Genomic DNA, 18,540 nt, shown 5'->3' on the forward strand with positions numbered 1-18,540 from the left:
CGGCACCCACACAATTCACAGGGAGAATGTCAGATCATCCCCCTAACCTGTTCCCACTCCGGGATCGGTGAGGGGGGCACCTCGCGATCGCCGAACCATCCATGCGAACACGTGAGGTGACGCCCCATGACGTCCGAAGCCGCATCCGAAGCCGTATCCGAGACCGCGCCCGACGCTCCGTCCGAAGTCCCGACCGACATCGCGACCGAAGCCCCGACCGAACCCGCGGTCAACAGTTTCCAGGTCGACCTGCGCGGCCTGGTGGACCTGCTCTCCCATCACCTCTACTCCAGCCCGCGCGTCTACGTCCGCGAGCTGCTCCAGAACGCCGTCGACGCCGTCACCGCCCGCCACGCGCACGAGCCCGACGCGCAGGTCCACATCCGTCTCACCGCCTCCGCGGGCCGTGTCACCATCGAGGACTCCGGCATCGGCCTGACCGCGGCCGAGGCCCACTCCCTCCTCGCCACCATCGGCCGCAGCTCCAAGCGCGGCAACGGCGGGATCGAGGAACACGGCCTGGAGGACACCCGCCGGCAGTTCCTGGGCCAGTTCGGCATCGGACTGCTCGCCTGCTTCGTCGTCGCCCGTCAGATCCGCGTCGTCACCCGGTCCGCACGCGACCCCCTCGCGGCCCCCGTGGAATGGCTGGCCACGGACGACGGTTCCTACACCGTCCGCGAGCTTCCCCACGAAGCGCGCCCGGAGCCCGGTACGACCGTCCACCTGGAGACCCGCCCGGGCGCCGAGGAATGGACCGAGCCCGCCAGGGTCGAACGCCTCGCGCGCGACTACGGTTCGCTGCTCCACCACGCCATCACCTTCGACGACGGCGAAGGCGGCGAGCCCCGCCCGATCACCGATCGCCCCGCCGTGTGGGACCGTTCCTTCCCCACCCCGGCCGCCCGCCGCGTCGCGCTCGCCGGACACTGCGCGCAGCTGTTCGGTTTCACCCCGCTCGACAGCATCGACCTCGACCTTCCGGTCGCCGGCGTGCGCGGAGTCGCCTACGTCCTCGCCGAACCCACCAGCCCCGCCCACCGGGCCGGACACCGCGTCCACCTCAAGGGCATGCTGCTGACCGACCAGGCCGACAACCTGTTGCCGGAGTGGGCCTTCTTCGTCCGCGTCGTGCTCGACACCGACACCCTGCGGCCCACCGCCTCCCGCGAGAACCTGTACGACGACGAGACCCTCGCTGCGGTCCGCGAGGCCCTCGGTGCCCGGATCCGCGCCTGGCTCGCCGAACTCGCCGCGAGCGACCCGGAACGGCTGGCCTCCTTCCTGAGCGTCCACCACCTGGGCGTGAAGTCCCTGGCCCGGCACGACGCCGAACTCCTCGGCCTGATGCTGCCCTGGCTGCCGTTCGAGACCAGTGAGGGGTCGATGAGCCTGGAGGAGTTCGCGGCCGCGCACACCGACATCCACTTCACGCGCACCGTCGAGGAGTTCCGCCAGATCGCCCCGATCGCCGCGGCCCACGGCCTCGGTGTCATCAATGCCGGCTACACCTACGACGCCGACCTGCTGGCGCTCCTTCCCGCCGTACGACCCGAGCTCAAGGTCACCGAGTTGGACGCCGGAGCCGTCACCGAGCGGCTCGACCCGGTACCGACCACCGTCGAACTGGCCCTCGCCTCCTTCCTGTCCACCGCCCGTACCCGGCTCGAACCCCAGAGCTGCGACGTGGTGCTGCGCGCTTTCCAGCCCGTGTCCGTCCCCGCGCTCTACCTCGACGACCGGCAGGCCCGGCAGGAACGCGACCGGACCGCGGCCCTCGACAGCGCCGATTCCCTGTGGACCGGCATCCTCGGCGCCCTGCGCGGTTCCGCGCCGCGCGCCCGCTTGGTCCTCAACCACAACAACCCGCTGATCCGCCGCATCGCGAACCTCCCCGACACGACCCTGACCGCGACCGCCGTCGAATCGCTGTACGGCCAGGCGCTGCTGATGTCCCAGCGGCCGTTGCGCCCCGCCGACTCCACCCTGCTCAACCGCGCCTTCCTGGGCCTCCTGGAATGGGCGACCCACTCCACCGACACGCGGGAGAACGAGAAGTGAGCAACCTGACCCCGGAGGAGATCCGGAAGGCTCTGCACGAGAACCACCTCCTCCCCCACGGCGCCGCACGCAACGCGCAGGCCGAGGCGCTCGTCGCGGCGGCCGAGGTCTGCGGTGACCGGGCCCTGTTCCGGAACGCGCTGGTGACCCTGATCGACGCGTACGAGTACAGCTCGGAACGCACCCGCATGATGGTCCCCTTCGCCCGGCTGCTCCAGGAGTACGACCGCGATCCCGGCACCTTCGACCGGGGCGAGGCCCACTCGCTCTTCTGGCGCTTCAAGTGGATCTCCGGCCAGATCATCAACTCGCCCGAGATCCCGCTGGCTTCCGCCGCCGGCTATCTGGAGGACATGGAGCGTCGCTACCGCCTCGCCGGATACAGCGAGCGCGCGGTGCGCCAGTCCGAGTACTACCTGGCGGACGCCATCGGCGACGACGAGCGGGCGGAGCGCGCGGTCGCCGCCTGGCAGGCCACCGAGCGCGACGAGATGAGCGACTGCCACGCCTGCGAGACCAACAGCCAGGGCTCGTTCTGGGCCACGAAGGGCGACGACGCCAAGGCCATCGAGATCTGGGAACCGGTACTGGCGGGCAAGCAGACCTGTCGGGAGGAACCACACCGGGTACTTGCACGGTCCTTGCTGCCCATGCTCCGCCAGGGCCGGATCGACGAGGCCCGCGCCCATCACCTGCGCGGCTACCGCCTGGCGCGCGGCAACGAGAGCCTGCTGCGCTCGATCGGCCAGCACATCGAGTTCTGCGCCCTCACCGGCAACGAGGCGCGCGGACTGGAGATCCTCTTCGACCACGACGCGCACCTCAAGCCGCTCACCGACGTCAAGGTCCAACTGGACTTCCACGGCGGGGTGCTCGTCCTGTTGGAGCGGCTCGTCACGCTCGGCCACGGCGCCGGGACGTCCGTCCCCTACGAGGGATCCACCCACTCCGTCGACGAGCTGTACGCGGTGCTGCACGCCGGCTGCCTGGACATCGCGCGTCGGTTCGACGCGCGCAACGGCAACAGCCGCGTCTCCGACCGGTTCCTCGCCCGGCTCGGTCGGGCCCCCCTGGTCGACGTGCTGCCCCTCGGAGTGCGCAGTTCGGCGCTGCCACAAGCCGCACCGGTCACCGTCCCGGCCCCGTCCCCCGTCGAGGCCGAGCCGGCGCATCCGGCCCCGGACGCCTCGGTGCGGGCCGGCCTCGACGCATCGGCGGAACGGGCCCGGCACGCCCGCGACCAGGGACACCCGGGTGCGGACGCGCTCTGGTCCGACCTTGCCGTACGCGTGGCGGCGCTCCCCGCCTCTGAGGTGGACCCACTGCTCGCCGCGGACCTGGCGGACCACCGGGCCGTGTCCGCTGCTCGTGCCGGAGCCCCCGAGGCGCCGGAATTGCTGGTTGTCGCCCGGGACCGCTACCGGGCCCTGGGGCAGGCGGAACGAGCCGCGCTGGCGGAGCTGCGCCTGGCGGGTGTCGCCGCACAGGCCGGGGCGGATCCCGCGGAGACGCGGAGACTGCTCTCGACAGCCATCAGGGCCGCCGAGGCGCTGGATCCGGCCGACCCGGTACGGGGCCGCCGCATCGCGCGCGCCGAGCTGACCACGATCCGCCTGGAGCCGTACCTGCGGTCGATCGAGGCCACGCACGCACACGACGAGTCCGGGCACGACGCCGGGCACGGACACGACCACCAGCACGAACAGGACCACGGCCACGCCGAACTGGCCGCCGAACTGAACTCCTTCATCGCCTCGTACGCGGAAGCGTTGCCCGAGGTGGCGGCGGAGGCGGAGGAGATGCTGGGCCGGGTGCTCCTCACCCAGGGCGACCCGGAGCGGGCCCTGTCCTCGCTGGCCTCGTCCGCCGACCGGGCCGTCACGGCGGGCTGCCCCTGGCAGGCGGTGGACGCCCTGGTACTGCGGGCCGGCGTGCTGCTCTCGTTGGGCAGGCCCGAGGAAGCGGAGGCAGCGGCCCGGTCCGGGCTCGAACACGCCGCCGAGCTGACCGATCCCGAGGAGCAGGGCGTCGTACGCCTCACCTTGGCCGACACCCTGTTGCGCCGACGGGACGGGGCCGAGGAGGCCGCCGAACACGCGCTGACGGCGGCGCACTGGTTCGACCAGGCCGGACTGAGCGCCGATGGGGGCGCGCAGGCGCGGCTGCTGCTGGCACGCGCGTACGCGCGGACCGAGCGGTACGCCGATGCCGCGGAGGTGGTGCAGTCGACGCTGCCGGACCTGCTGGAGCACGGTGAGCAGCAGGCCGTCTTCGTACGGGAGTTCCTCGGCGACCTGCTGCGCGAGGTGCGGGACCTGCCGGCCTCGGCGGAGCAGTACCTGCACGCCGCGGAGCTCACCAAGGACTGGGAGGACCCGCGTCCCCAGGCGGGCTTCGCGCAGGCGGCCGCCGACCAGCTCGCCGGCACGGAGCTGGTGCGCGAGGCGGTCGCCGCGTACGAACGAGCCCTGGAACTGCATCGGCAGGCGGGCGGTGCGCCGGTCGCTGAGACACGGATCCTGCGTTCCCTGGCCTGGTTGGCTCTGCGCGAGGAGGTCACCGTGGACACGACGGCGGCGGCCAGGTCCCTGATGGACGAGGCCACCGGAGTGCTGGAAGCGGCGTTGGCCGCCGATCCGCAGGACCCGGAACTCCGGGCCGAACTCGCTCAGACCTGGCACCAGTCGGCGCAGGTCCTGGACCGTCAGGTCCGGACGATGGAAGGGGCCGACGAGGAGAACGACGACGAGGGCGGGACGGAGAGCGCCGTCTCGGCGGTCACCGTGCCCGGCGAGGCGGAGCTCACGGCGCTGCGACTGGAGGAGATCCGCCTGTGGGACCGGGCCGCGGTCGTCTACGCGGAGCTCGGTCACGACCACCTGGAGGACCGCTTCCAGTGCATCAACAACGCTGCCTGGACGGAGCAGGAGCTGGGCCGCCCGGAAGCGGGAGTCGAGCGGGTCACCGCGCTGATGGAGGAGATCCTGGCGCTGCCCGAAGGCGTCGTACCGGAGTGGATGCTGCCGAACGCGGAGCGGATCCTCGCCCGCCTGAGGGCATGAGGGCATGAGGGTTCGAGGTCCGACGCCCTGAACGTCTGTGGGGATTGCCGTCTCGCGGTCCCCGCCCCACCGCTTCATCGCGGTGGGGCGGGGACCGCTCCCGCGTCCGGGGCCGCCCGGGGCCTCAGCCTTCGAGCTGGGTCAGGGCCTCGGTGGCGATGCGCTCGAACACGGCCTCGTCGGCGGCGAAGTCGGAGTTCGGAATCGGTGCGTGGACGACCAGTTCCGTGAAGCCGAGCTCCTGATGGCGGCCGGCGAAGTCGACGAACGCGTCCACGGACTCCAGCAGCGTGCCGCGCTCCGGGGTGAAGCCCGTCAGCAGGACCTTCTCCATCGCCCCGAAGTCGCGCTCGATCTCCACACAGGCCTTCTCCAGCTTGCCGAGCTGCCCGCGCAGGGCCTCCAGCGACTGCTCCGGAGTCCCCTCGAAGACCTTCGGATCGCCCGCCGTCACCCAGGCCTGGCCGTGTCGCGCCACGACCTTCATGCCGCGGGGTCCGGTCGCCGCGACCGCGAACGGCAGCCTCGGCCGCTGAACGCATCCGGGGATGTTGCGGGCCTCCACGGCGGAGTAGAAGGCACCGTCCTCGGTCACCGCGCCCTCCGTCAGCAGCCGGTCCAGGAGCGGCACGAACTCGGCGAAGCGGTCGGCCCTCTCGCGCGGGGTCCACGGTTCCTGGCCCAGCGCGGTCGCGTCGAAGCCGTTGCCGCCCGCCCCGATGCCGAGGGTGACGCGCCCGCCGGAGATGTCGTCCAGGGACATGAGGTCCTTGGCCAGGGTCACCGGGTGTCGGAAGTTCGGCGAGGTGACGAGCGTGCCCAACCGGATCCGCTCGGTGGCACAGGCCGCCGCGGTCAGGGTGGGGATCGCGCCGTACCAGGGGCCGTCACGGAAGGTCCGCCAGGTGAGGTGGTCGTAGGTGTAGGCGGTGTGGAACCCGAGCTCCTCGGCCCGCGACCACTGGTCGCGGCCTCCTTCGTGCCACGGTCGGACGGGGAGAATCACAGTGCTCAGACGCAGACTCATACAGGCGAGCCTAAGGCGGTGCCCGCGTGTTTCACGTGAAACATTCGCGGCCGCCGCCTGCGCCCGGTCTCGGTTTCACGTGAAACATCGCCCGGGACCCGCGGCGGCACGGCGAAGCAGCGGGAATCCCACACGGCAGGCCGGCCGATCTTGGTCCAGTGCCATGGACCCATGGGCGAAGATGGAACCGTGACCTCGGCTCCCCAGCGCCCGGACGGGCCAATCCCCACTCCCCGGCTCATCGCCACCGACCTCGACGGCACCCTGCTGCGCGACGACAAGACCGTCTCGCCCCGCACCGTCGCCGCCCTCGCCGCCGCCGAGGAGGCCGGCATCGAGGTCTTCTTCGTGACCGGACGCCCGGCCCGCTGGATGGGCGTGGTCAGTGACCATGTCCACGGCCACGGGCTGGCGATCTGCGCGAACGGCGCGGCCGTGGTCGACCTGCACGCCGGCCGCGAGTTCGTACAGGTCCGGGGGCTCCCTCGGGCCACCGCGCTCACGGTCGTGGACGCCCTGCGGGCCGCCGCTCCCGGTACGACCTTCGCCGTGGAACGCACCACCGGGATCAATTACGAGCCGGCGTACCCGCCGTTCTTCCAGGACCCGGGTGCCACGGTGGCCACCGCCGAGAAGCTGCTGCACGAGGAGTTGGACGACAGCGCCACACCCGTGCTGAAGCTGCTCGCGCACCATGCGGAACTGGCACCTGACGAGTTCCTGTTCCTGGCCCGTTCCGTCGCCGGCGTGTACGCGTCGATCACCCGCTCCAGCCCGACCGCCCTGCTGGAGATCAGCGGGCTCGGCGTCTCCAAGGCCAGTACCCTGGCGCTGTGTTGTGCCGAGCGCGGGATCTCCCCCGCCGAGGTGGTCGCCTTCGGTGACATGCCGAACGACGTGGAAATGCTCAGCTGGGCAGGTACCTCGTACGCCATGGGCAACGCCCATCCGGACGTGATCGCGGCCGCGTCCGGCCGTACGGTCGCCAACAACGAGGACGGGGTCGCCCTCGTCATCGAGCGCATCCTGACCGAACGCGGCGCGTAGGAAGACAAGCGAGGCAGCCGGGCCCCTAGCGACCGGAGCAACCGGGCCCGGAGCAGTCGGCCCCGGGCTGCCTCGGGGCGGCGGGGCCGGCGCCCGGACACTCAGAGCGGGGCCTCCCAGACCAGGGTGGTCCCGCCGCCGTCCTCGCCGATTCCCGGGCCGTACGAGCTCGACCCGCCCAGCGACTCGGCCCGGCGGCGCAGGTTCCGCAGCCCGCTGCGGCGGCCGCCCTCGGCGATGCCCACCCCGTCGTCCGCTACCTCCAACCGGACTCCGGGTCGGCCGTCGGTCAGGTGGATGGTGGAGTCCAGGACCACTTCGATCCGGGACGCCTCGGAGTGCCGGAACGCGTTCGACAGCGCCTCGCGGAGCGCCGCGATCAGGTTCTTGCCGACCAGTTCCCCCACGACCGCGTCGATCGGGCCGAGGAAGCGGTGGGCCGGCTTGAAGCCGAGGGGGACGGCGGCCATGTTGATCTCTCGCAGTACCCGGGTGCGCAATCCCGAAGGGGCTTCCGCCGGGCCCTGCTGGAGGGCGAAGATCGCGGTGCGGATCTCCTGGATCGTGACGTCCAGCTCGTCCACGGCCTTGCCGACGCCGTCGCTGACCTCCGGGACGACGGACCGGCGCTGCGCGCCCTCCAACATCATTCCGGTGGCGAACAGCCGCTGGATTACCAGGTCGTGCAGATCACGGGCGATGCGGTCGCGGTCCTCGAACACCGCGAGCCGCTCCCGGTCGCGCTGGGCCTCGGCCATCATCAACGCGAGGGCGGCCTGGGAGGCGAACTGGGTCGCCAGGGTCCGCTCGGACTCGGTGAAGGGCCGCTTGCCGCGCGCCCGCGGGGTGACCAGGGCCCCGAGCACCCGTCCGCCGCTGTGCAGCGGCAGCATCATGCAGGGCCCGTACTGGCTGGTCAGCTTGCTGATCATGCGGGGGTCGGAGGCGGCGTCGTCCACGAAGACGGGCTCGCCCCGCAGCAGCTTGTCCACGACCGGGCTCTCGGCGGGGATGACGACACCGAGCGAGGTCGCCGGGTTCTCGGCGGACACGGCGACGATCTCCATCCCGCCGTCCTCGGCCGGCAGCAGCACGATCCCGGCCGAGGAGTCGGCCAACCGGCGGGCCTGCTCGGCCACGACGGCAAGGGCGTCGTCCGCGTCCCCGCCGGACAACAGGGCCGTGGTGACGGCCACCGAGCCGTCGATCCACCGCTCGCGCTGGGTGGCGGCCTCGTACAGCCGGGCGTTGCCGATGGCGATGCCCGCCTCGGTGGCCAGCACGCGGACCATGTGCACGTCGTAGTCGTTGAACTCGCCGCCGCCGTTCTTCTCGGCGAGGTACAGATTGCCGAAGATCTCCCCCTGCACCCGGACCGGGACGCCGAGGAAGGTCTTCATGGGCGGGTGATGGGCCGGGAAGCCCGACGACCGGGGATCCTTCGTGAGATCGGCGAGCTGCACGGTGTCCGGGTGGGAGATGAGCGCGCCGAGCAGGCCCCGCTTCCCGTCGGGACGGTGGCCGATCCTCCGTGCCGTCTCGGCGCTGATGCCGAAGGTGACGAAGTCCGAGAGCCCGCGGCCCTCGGTGTCGACGACGCCGATCGCCGCATACCGGGCGTCCGCCAGCTCGGCGGCCGTCTCGCAGATGCGGTCGAGGGTGGAGTGCAGTTCAAGGCCCGTACCGACCGAGCGCATGGCCTCCAGCAGTTGCGGCACCCGGGCGGTGAGCTCGGTGGAGAGGCCCTGCAGACTCCTGGTGGCCTGGGTGGCGGCCTCCAGCGGGTCCGGTGTTCCCCGTGATGGTTCCGGTGGTTCCTGAGACTCCTGCACTGACATGACCTTGAGCCTAGTTAGTCCCCTTTATTGGGGAAAGTCGGCCTGCGGTTCCCGGCCGGCAGTCCGTCCGCCTCCCGTTCCCGCTCCAGAAGCCGCCGCAGTGGGCCCTCGATGACGGCCAGCTCCTCGTACCCGCCACGCTGTACGACGGCGCCCCGATCCAGGACGAGCACCTCGTCCACCGCTTCCAGGCCGGCCAGCCGGTGTGTGATCAGCACCGTGGTCCGGCCCTCGGTGGCCGCCAACAGGTCTGCGGTCAGCGCGTCCGCCGTCGCCAGGTCGAGGTGCTCGGCCGGCTCGTCCAGGACCAGGACGGGGAAGTCCGCGAGCAGCGCCCGCGCCAGGGCCAACCGTTGGCGCTGACCGCCGGAGATCCGCTCCCCGTGCTCACCGACGAGGGTGTCCAGGCCGTCGGGAAGCCCGTCGGCCCACTCCAGCAGCCGGGCCGCGGCGAGCGCCTGCCTCAGCTGCGCCTCGGTCGCGTCGGTGCGGGCCAGGCGCAGGTTCTCCCGTACCGAGCTGTCGAAGATGTGCGCGTCCTGGGCACACAGGCCCACGATCCGCCTCACGTCGTCGCCGTCGAGCGAGCGCGTGTCGACCCCGCCCACGGTGTACGAGCCCTGACGCTGGTCCAGGAAGCGCAGCAGGATCTGTGCCAGCGTGGTCTTGCCCGAGCCCGACGGCCCGACGACCGCGACCCGTCGGCCGGCCTCCAGCGTCAGGTCGAGCCCCTCCAAGGCGTCCCGCTCCTGGCCGGGGTGCCGGGCGGTGAGCCCCGCCACCCGCAGGGGGAAAAGCGAGGTGAGCATCGCGTGCGGCCGCTCCGGTTCGGCGACCGGAACCGGCGCGTCGATGACCTCGTAGACCCGCTCGGCACTGCGGCGCACCCGCTGGCGGTACTGCACCGCGAGCGGAAGTCCGGTGACGGCCTCGAAGGCGGCCAACGGGGTCAGCACGACCACCGCCATCGTCACCCCGGGCAGCCGGCCGTCGACCACGGCGTTCGCACCGAAAAGGGCGGCGACCACCACGGTCAGGCCACACACCAGGGCGGACAGCCCGCTGCCGAGCCCGGTCGCGGCGGCGCCCCGGGAGGCGATGTCGGTCAGCCCCCGGTCGCTCGCGCGCACGGCGGCCTTCCGCCCCTCCAGCGCGCCGGCCACGGTCAGCTCGGCGGTACCGGTCAGCAGATCCGCCACCCGGGTGGCGAGCCGGCCCCGGGCGGGCGCCAGCCGGCGTTCGGCACGGCGTGCGACGGCGCCGCTGACCAGGGGCACACCGACACCGGCCGCGAGCAGGCCGACGGCGAGCGCGGCCCCGGCTTCGGGCAGCAGCCAGGCGGTGAAGGCCACCGAGCCGGTGCCGACGAGCACGGCCGCGCCGACGGGGAGGAGCCAGCGCAACCAGTAGTCCTGGAGGGCGTCCGCGTCGGCCACCAGGCGGGACAGGAGATCCCCGCGCCGCTGTTCGCGCAGTCCGGCCGGGGCGATCCGCTCCAGTCGCCGGAACACGGAGACCCGCAGATCGGCGAGCATCCGCAGGACGGCGTCGTGCGACACGAGCCGCTCGGCGTAGCGGAAGACGGCCCGCCCGATGCCGAAGGCACGGGTGGCCGTGACCGCCATCATCAAGTAGAGGACCGGCGGTTGCTCCGAGGCCCGCGAGATCAGCCATCCGGAGACGGCCATCAGGCCGACGCCGCACCCGACGGCCAGCGCGCCGAGCAGCAGCCCGAGCCGGAACCGTCCCTGCCAGGCCGCGGCCACCTCGCGCACCCGCCGGAGCGGATCGCGGCCCCCCGCGTCGGTGCCCGCTTCCTTCGCGGCGCCCTCGGAAGCGGGGCCGAGGATCCACTCCCCGGGATCGGCGGGCCCGGTCTCCGTGTCCCGAACCCGTCCCGTTCCCTGCGGGATCCCTGCGCGCGTGGGCGCGGCCGGGCCCGCCGCGGGGAAGGCGCTCGCCGGACCCGCCCCCACGGCCACGACACGGTCCGCGACGGCCAGCAGCGCCGGCCGGTGCACCACCAGCAGGACGGTCCGCCCGACCGCGAGCCTCCGTACGGCCTCGACGACGGCGGCCTCGGTCTCCCCGTCCAACGCGGCGGTCGGCTCGTCCAGCAGCAGTACGGGGCGATCCGCCAGGAAGGCCCGGGCCAGTGCCAGGCGCTGGCGCTGGCCGGCGGACAGCCCCACCCCGCCCTCGCCCAGTACCGTGTCCGCGCCACGGGGCAGCGCGCTCACGAACTCCCGTGCCCCGGCGTCCGCGAGGGCTTCGGCGACGGCGTCGTCGGACGCGTCCGGCCGGGCCAGTCGCACGTTCTCCGCGATCGTCCCCGCGAACAGGTGCGGCCGCTGCGGCACCCACGCGATCCGCTCCCGCCACTGCTCGGGCGCCAGATCGGCCAGGTCCACGCCCGCGACGGACACCCGCCCGGCGGTCGGCTCCACGAATCCCAGCAGTACCTGCAACAGCGTGGACTTGCCCGCGCCGCTCGGCCCGGTGAGGGCCACGCACTCGCCCGGTTCGACGACCAGCGACACCGGTCCGGGCGAGTCCTCGCCCCGGCCCTCGTACCGGACGGCCACACCGTCCAGCGCGATGCGAAGCGGGGCGCCGGCCGACGGGACGACCGAACCGCCGCTCCGTGCGACCGGGGTCTCCAGGACCTCGAAGATCTCCTCGGCCGCCGCCAGCCCCTCGGCCGCCGCGTGGTACTGCGCACCCACCTGGCGCAGCGGCAGATAGGCCTCCGGAGCCAGGATCAGGATGACGAGTCCGGTGTACAGGTCGAGGTCCCCGTGCACGAGCCGCATGCCGATGGTCACGGCCACCAAGGCCACCGACAGTGTGGCGAGGAGTTCCAGGGCGAAGGAGGAGAGGAAGGCGATGCGCAGCGTCCGCATCGTGGCCTGGCGGTAGTCGTCGGTGATCTTGCGGATCGACTCGGTCTGGGCCTTGGCCCGACCGAAGACCTTCAGGGTCGCAAGCCCCTCCACCACGTCCAGGAAATGCCCCGACAGCCGCGAGAGCAGCCGCCACTGGCGGTCCATCCGGGACTGGGTGGCCATGCCGATGAGGATCATGAACAGCGGGATCAGAGGCAGGGTGACGACGATGATGGCCGCCGACACCCAGTCCTCGGTGACGATCCGCGCGAGCACCGCCACCGGCACGACGATCGCGAGCCCCAGTTGGGGCAGGTAGCGGGAGAAGTAGTCGTCGAGGGCGTCCACGCCCCGGGTGGCCAGCGCCACCAGCGATCCCGTGCGCTGCCCGCTCAGCCATCCGGGCCCCAGGTCGGCCGCCCGGTCCAGCAGTCGCCCCCGCAGTTCGGACTTGACCGCCGCACTGGCCCGGTGTGCGGCCAGCTCCGTGAGCCAGGCGATCAGCCCGCGCCCCAGCGCCACCGCCGCGAGCAGCAGCAGTGGCGTCCGGAGCGCCTCACCGTCCAGTCCCTTCTCGAAGGCACCGACCACGATCTCGGCGATGAGCATCGCCTGACCGACGACCAGCCCCGCCCCGGCCAGCCCGAGGGCCACCACCGCGCCCAGGAAGAGACGGGTGGAGCGGGCGTACCGCAGCAGACGCGGGTCGATCGGTTTCACGTGAAACATCCCCTCGGCAGGGTCAGGCAGGCACGGGCTGTCCCCGGATCGAAGAGCCCGGGACGGTCAGCGACTCAGTGCGCGTCAACGATGTGCTGCGTACCGATGCGCTTGCGGAACACCCAGTAGGTCCAGCCCTGGTAGAGGACGACGACCGGGGTGGCCACCACCGCGAGCCAGGTCATGATCTTCAGGGTGTACGGGGTGGACGAGGCGTTGTCGACGGTGAGGCTCCAGGCGTCGTTCAACGAGGACGGCATGACGTTCGGGAAGAGCGTCAGGAAGAGCATCGCGACGGCGGAGGCGATGGTGACCCCCGACAGGGCGAACGACCATCCCTCACGGCCGGCCAGGTTGAAGCCGAGCGCCGCGAGCAGCGCCACGACCGCGACGGCCATGGCGATCAGGCTCTTGCCGTCACCCCGCGAGACCTGGGTCCAGGTCAGGAAGACCAGGGCCAGCACGGCGGTGACCACACCCAGCCGGGTCGCCAGGCTCCGCGAGCGGTCCCGGATGTCACCGACGGTCTTGAGCGAGGCGAACACCGCGCCGTGGAAGGTGAACAAGGCGAGGGTGACCAGGCCGCCGAGGATCGCATACCCGTTGAGCAGGTCGAGGAAGGTACCGACGTACTCCTTGTGCTGGTCGATCTTCACGCCGCGCACGATGTTGGCGAAGGCCACGCCCCACAGGAACGCGGGAATCAGCGAGGTCCAGAAGATCGCGTGTTCCCAGTTGGTCTGCCACTTGTCCTCGGGACGCTTGTGGCGGTACTCGAAGGCGACGCCGCGGACGATGAGGCAGACAAGGATGATCAGCAGCGGCAGGTAGAAGCCGGAGAAGAGCGTCGCGTACCACTCGGGGAAGGCGGCGAAGGTGGCACCGCCGGCAGTGAGCAGCCAGACCTCGTTGCCGTCCCACACGGGCCCGATCGTGTTGATCAGGACCCGCTTCTCCGTGCGGTCACGGGCGAGCAGCTTGGTGAGTACGCCAATCCCGAAGTCGAAGCCCTCCAGGAAGAAGTAGCCGATCCACAGGACGGCGATGAGCACGAACCAGACGTCTTGAAGTTGCATGGTGTGGTCTCCTCAGCCTCAGTACGAGAAGGCCATCGGCCGGTCGGAGTTCTTGTCGTCCCCGCCGATCTTGGTGGGCGGGTTCAGGTCGGCTTCCGTCAGTTCGGGCGGGCCCGTCTTGACGTACTTCACGAGCAGCTTGACCTCGATCACGGCGAGCACCGCGTAGAGGGCCGTGAAGACGAGCATCGACGTGATGACCTCGCCCTGCGAGACGCTGGGGGAGACGGCGTCACGGGTGCGCAGGACCCCGTAGACCACCCACGGCTGGCGGCCCATCTCGGTGAAGATCCACCCCCAGGAGTTGGCGATCAGCGGGAAGCCGAGCGTCCAGATCGCGGTGAGCCAGTAGAGGCGGGTGAAGCGGGGATTCAGCGCCTTCCTGAACAGCACCAGATGGGGCCGTTCGTCCTCACCGGTGCGCAGAGCCGGCGGCAGCATGAACTTGCGCCGCGTCAGCCAGAGACCGATGGCCCCGATGGTGAAGGACGCCATGCCGAACCCGATCATCCAGCGGAAGCCCCAGTACGCGACGGGGACCTCCGGCCGGTAGTCGCCGGGCCCGTACTTCTCCTGCTCGGCCTTGTTCACGTCGTTGATGCCGGGCACGTAGGAGTCGAAGGTGTTGTCCGCGAGGAACGACAGCAGGCCGGGCACCTCTATGGCGACCTTGTTGTGGCCCTTGTCGACGTCGCCGTAGGCGAAGATCGAGAAGGGCGCGCCCTTCTCGCCGTCCCACAGCGCCTCGGCGGCCGCCATCTTCATCGGCTGCTGCTTGTACATGATCTTGGCGAGGGTGTCACCGCTCACCGCGGTGAGCAGGCCACCGACCACGACGGCGATCAGGCCCAGCCGCAGCGAGGTGCGCATCACCGGGATGTGCTTCTTGCGCAGCAGGTGGAAGGCGGCGATGCCCACCATGAACGCGCCCCCGGTCAGCAGGGCGGCGGTGAGGGTGTGGAACACCTGCGCCAGGGCGGTGTTCTGCGTCAGGACGAGCAGGAAGTCGGTGAGCTCGGCCCGCCCGGTCTTCTCGTTGATGCGGTAGCCGACCGGGTGCTGCATCCAGGAATTGGCCGCGAGGATGAAGTACGCGGAGAGGATCGTGCCGATCGACACCATCCAGATGCAGGCCAGGTGGATCTTCTTCGGCAGCTTGTCCCACCCGAAGATCCACAAGCCGATGAACGTGGACTCGAAGAAGAAGGCGATCAGGGCCTCGAAGGCCAGCGGCGCTCCGAAGACGTCACCGACGAACCGCGAGTAGTCGGACCAGTTCATGCCGAACTGGAATTCCTGGACGATGCCCGTGACGACGCCCATCGCGATGTTGATCAGGAAGAGCTTGCCCCAGAACTTCGTGGCCTTGAGGTACTTCTCCTTCTCGGTCCGCACCCAGGCGGTCTGCAAGATCGCGACCAGCGCGGCGAGCGAGATCGTCAGAGGGACGAAGAGGAAGTGATAGACGGTGGTGATGCCGAACTGCCATCGCGCCAGGGTCTCTGGCGCCAGAGCTTGGTCCACGTCGTCGTCTCCTTCGTGTCGCCGTGGTCACAGCCGCAGTTTGTCCGTTGTGCACTGCTCAATACGGGATGAAGCAGTACACGCTTGTGAACGCGTTCACATTCACAAGCATTATGGCGCACGTGGTTTTCGGACGCTTGAGCGGGGTCCCCTCTAGCCAACAGATTCAACAGATTGTTGAATGCGGCCCATGAAGATTCGAATCTCCTGGCCTGCGGGTCAGCTCACCGCGACGCTCGAAGAGACCCCGACCAGCAAGGCCCTGGCGGAGGCACTCCCGATTTCCGCCTCCGCGAACACCTGGGGCGAGGAGGTCTACTTCGGCACCGGCATCTCGGTGGCCCTGGAACACGACGCCCGACAGGTGGTCGACCCGGGCACGGTCGCCTTCTGGACCGACGGCGACGCGCTCGCGCTGCCCTACGGCCCCACGCCCATCTCACGCGAAGGCGAGAGTCGCCTGGCGAGCCCGTGCAACGTCCTCGGCTCGTTCGACGGCGACCCCCGCCTGTTGGCCACCGTCCGCGACGGCGACCCCATCCGCGTGGAACTCGCGTAGTCGAGTCCCGCGGGCTCCTGCCCGCTCTCTGAAACCCGTACAGCCCTTACGGCTCTTACAGCTCCTTGAGGAACGCCTCCGCCGCGTGCAGGAAGAGGTCGTTCGCCTCGGTCTCACCGATCGTGACCCGCAGGCCCTCGCCCGCGAAGGGCCGGACCACCACACCGGCCTTCTCGCAGGCCGCCGCGAACTCGGCGGTCCGCTCACCCAGCCGCAGCCACACGAAGTTGGCCTGCGTCTCCGGGACCACCGTCCAGCCCTGGGCGAGCAGCGTGGCGTGCACCCGTGCCCGCTCGCCCACCAGCGCGCCGACCCGGCCCATCAGCTCGTCCTCGGCGCGCAGCGAGGCGACCGCCGCGTCCTGTGCGAGCTGGCTGACGCCGAACGGGACCGCCGTCTTGCGCAGCGCGGCGGCGACCGGCTCGTGCGCCACCGCGAAACCGACGCGCAGGCCGGCCAGCCCGTAGGCCTTGGAGAACGTGCGCAGCACGCACACGTTGGGACGATCGCGGTAGAGCTCGATGCCGTCCGGCACGTCCGTGTCACGCACGAACTCGCGGTACGCCTCGTCCAGCACCACCAGGATGTCCGAGGGCACCCGGTCCAGGAACCGCTCCAGCTCCGCCCGGCGCACCGCGGTACCGGTGGGGTTGTTGGGGTTGCAGACGAAAATCAGACGGGTCCGCTCGGTGATCGCGGCGTACATCGCGTCCAGGTCGTGCACGTCCCCGTCGGTCAGCGGCACCTGCACGGACGTGGCGCCCGAGATCTGCGTGATGATCGGGTAGGCCTCGAAGGACCGCCAGGCGTACATGACCTCGTCGCCCGGGCCGGCCGTCGACTGGATCAGCGACTGCGCCACCCCGACCGAGCCGGTGCCCGTCGCGATGTGCTCGACCGGCACCCCGAACCGCTCCGCGAGCTCGTTCACGAGGCCCGTGCAGGCCATGTCCGGGTAGCGGTTGAAGCGACCGGCCGCCGCGACGGCCGTCTCCAGGACGCCGGGCAGCGGCGGGTACGGATTCTCGTTCGAGGACAACTTGAACGCGACGGGTCCACCCGCGGCCGCGGGCTTGCCCGGCTTGTAGGTGGGGATGCCGTCCAGCTCGGCGCGCAGCCTCGGGCTCTTCTCGCTCACCGCAGGTCCTCCTCGACCGTCCCGTCGACGTCGCCGTCGACTCAATGCTGCACACCTTATGAGGATTCCGCCGATCCGAGAATGGCGGGCGCCAGGATCACAGGGGGAGCGCGCGCATATATGCGCGCGCTGGTGGCCTGCGCCGTGGCGCGCATCCCTCGTCCAGGTGAGTTGCCACCGACCGGACGGCGCCCCGTTTTGGCATGCCCGTACCCGCCGACAAGCTCCCATCTCACTCCACGCCACCAGAAACCTTCTTTTCCAAGGTCATTGAGGGTGGCGAACCATGCAGAAACGTGCCTGTCAACGCGTGCATATGCACCCGGACCAGCCGCCTCTACGAGCCCTACTATCGGCTCGCCATGACAGCAGCAGGGAAGCATCAGGTGAGCCGGACCGAGACCACCCGGCGGACCGGCGGCCGACAGGGCCGGGCCGGCATCAGAGACGTGGCCGCCGCGGCGGGCGTCTCCATCACGACCGTCTCCGACGCGCTCAATGGCAAGGGGCGGCTGCCCGACGCCACCCGTCGCCACGTTCGCGAGGTCGCCGACCGTCTGGGCTACCGCCCGTCCGCCGCCGCCCGAACCCTCCGCACGGGCAAGTCGGGCCTCATCGGCCTGACCGTGACCACGTACGGGGATGAACCTTTCACCTTCACCGAATTCGCGTACTTCGCGGAGATGGCGAGGGCGGCGACCTCCGCCGCGCTCGCCCGCGGCTACGCCCTCGTCATCCTGCCCGCCACTTCACGACACGACGTCTGGTCCAACGTGGCCCTCGACGGCACCGTCGTGATCGACCCCTCCGACCACGACCCCGTGGTCAGCGAGCTCGTCCGCCAGGGCCTGCCCGTGGTCTCCGACGGCCGACCGGCCGGGTCCCTCCCCGTCACCGCCTGGGTCGACAACGACCACGAGGCCGCCGTACTCAATCTGCTCGACCACCTCGCCGCCGCGGGCGCCCGCCGGATCGGGTTGCTCACCGGCACCACCACCGACACCTACACACGGCTCTCCACCACCGCCTACCTCAACTGGTGCGAGCGCGTCGGCCAAGACCCCGTCTACGAGTCCTACCCCGCCCACGACCCGTGCGCGGGTGCGGTCGCCGCCGACCGGCTGCTCGCCCGACCCGACCGACCCGACGCCGTCTACGGGCTCTTCGACCCCAACGGCACCGATCTGCTCGCCGCCGCCCGGCGCTACGGGCTGCGTGTCCCCGAGGACCTGTTGCTCGTGTGCTGCAGCGAATCGACCGTGTACGCGAACACCGAACCGCCGATCACCACCCTCTCCCTGAAACCGCGGCGCATCGGCACGGCCGTCGTGCAGTTGCTCATCGACGCGATCGAGGGAGTCGACACCGGCCGGCCCGTCGAACAGGTCGTCCCGACCGAACTGATCATCCGTACCTCCTCACAGCGCAGGCAGCCCCGCACGACCGTCAGCCCGCCCCGCTCACCTGCCCAGGACTGACCGCTCGGCGGGTCGAATCGGCGGCGGCGGACGCCACACCGACGGGGTCGACAGCCCCGTCAAAGATTTCAACCACACCGATATCGGTAGAAAGTGGCAGGAAGGACCGGCTCCGGCCAGGATTC

General features: G+C 70.9%; 11 protein-coding genes. 5 read left to right on the plus strand and 6 right to left on the minus strand.

Features of this window, described 5'->3' with window-relative positions:
• The first annotated feature begins 126 nt into the window (after window positions 1–126).
• The gene (locus OG906_RS17290) at window positions 127–2,061 is read left to right on the plus strand and encodes an HSP90 family protein (RefSeq protein WP_329443835.1); all 1,935 of its coding nucleotides are present in this window, start codon (window positions 127–129) and stop codon (window positions 2,059–2,061) included.
• Entirely contained in the window at window positions 2,058–5,123 is a 3,066-nt protein-coding gene (locus OG906_RS17295; protein WP_329443837.1) for a tetratricopeptide repeat protein, read from the plus strand. Before OG906_RS17290 ends, OG906_RS17295 begins: the two co-directional genes overlap by 4 nt.
• Before the next feature lie 124 nt (window positions 5,124–5,247).
• On the opposite strand, the gene OG906_RS17300 is transcribed toward OG906_RS17295, so the two are convergent.
• A complete protein-coding gene (locus tag OG906_RS17300) occupies window positions 5,248–6,150 on the minus strand; it encodes an LLM class flavin-dependent oxidoreductase (RefSeq protein WP_329443839.1) in 903 nt (300 codons plus the stop codon).
• Between the two features lie 171 nt (window positions 6,151–6,321).
• Between OG906_RS17300 and OG906_RS17305 the strand changes: the two genes are divergently transcribed.
• Window positions 6,322–7,197, plus strand: coding sequence for a Cof-type HAD-IIB family hydrolase (locus OG906_RS17305; protein ID WP_329443841.1), 876 nt, complete (start codon window positions 6,322–6,324; stop codon window positions 7,195–7,197).
• Window positions 7,198–7,298: 101 nt separating this feature from the next.
• Here OG906_RS17305 and OG906_RS17310 read toward each other — a convergent pair whose 3' ends face one another.
• From OG906_RS17310 to OG906_RS17325, 4 genes are all read right to left on the minus strand, one after another.
• Window positions 7,299–9,035 carry a GAF domain-containing sensor histidine kinase gene (locus OG906_RS17310; RefSeq protein WP_329443843.1) on the minus strand — a complete coding sequence of 579 codons (1,737 nt, stop codon included), beginning with the start codon at window positions 9,033–9,035 and terminating at the stop codon, window positions 7,299–7,301.
• A gap of 14 nt (window positions 9,036–9,049) precedes the next feature.
• The gene (gene cydD / locus OG906_RS17315; protein ID WP_329443845.1) at window positions 9,050–12,640 is read right to left on the minus strand and encodes a thiol reductant ABC exporter subunit CydD; all 3,591 of its coding nucleotides are present in this window, start codon (window positions 12,638–12,640) and stop codon (window positions 9,050–9,052) included.
• A gap of 74 nt (window positions 12,641–12,714) precedes the next feature.
• Complete coding sequence (cydB, locus tag OG906_RS17320) at window positions 12,715–13,716, minus strand: cytochrome d ubiquinol oxidase subunit II (protein WP_329443847.1); 1,002 nt, start codon at window positions 13,714–13,716, stop codon at window positions 12,715–12,717.
• Between the two features lie 18 nt (window positions 13,717–13,734).
• Window positions 13,735–15,240: a cytochrome ubiquinol oxidase subunit I gene (locus OG906_RS17325; RefSeq protein WP_329443849.1), complete on the minus strand. Its 1,506-nt coding sequence runs from the start codon at window positions 15,238–15,240 to the stop codon at window positions 13,735–13,737.
• Between the two features lie 190 nt (window positions 15,241–15,430).
• Between OG906_RS17325 and OG906_RS17330 the strand changes: the two genes are divergently transcribed.
• Complete coding sequence (locus OG906_RS17330) at window positions 15,431–15,799, plus strand: cyclophilin-like fold protein (protein WP_329443852.1); 369 nt, start codon at window positions 15,431–15,433, stop codon at window positions 15,797–15,799.
• Between the two features lie 55 nt (window positions 15,800–15,854).
• Here OG906_RS17330 and hisC read toward each other — a convergent pair whose 3' ends face one another.
• Window positions 15,855–16,937, minus strand: a complete 1,083-nt coding sequence (gene hisC / locus OG906_RS17335) for a histidinol-phosphate transaminase (protein ID WP_267802104.1) — start codon at window positions 16,935–16,937, stop codon at window positions 15,855–15,857.
• Between the two features lie 362 nt (window positions 16,938–17,299).
• Between hisC and OG906_RS17340 the strand changes: the two genes are divergently transcribed.
• The gene (locus OG906_RS17340) at window positions 17,300–18,415 is read left to right on the plus strand and encodes a LacI family DNA-binding transcriptional regulator (protein WP_053684018.1); all 1,116 of its coding nucleotides are present in this window, start codon (window positions 17,300–17,302) and stop codon (window positions 18,413–18,415) included.
• Window positions 18,416–18,540: the final 125 nt, after the last annotated feature.

Origin of the sequence: Streptomyces sp. NBC_01426, from assembly GCF_036231985.1 — a bacterium.
In the GTDB taxonomy this organism is placed as follows: Bacteria; Actinomycetota; Actinomycetes; order Streptomycetales; family Streptomycetaceae; genus Streptomyces.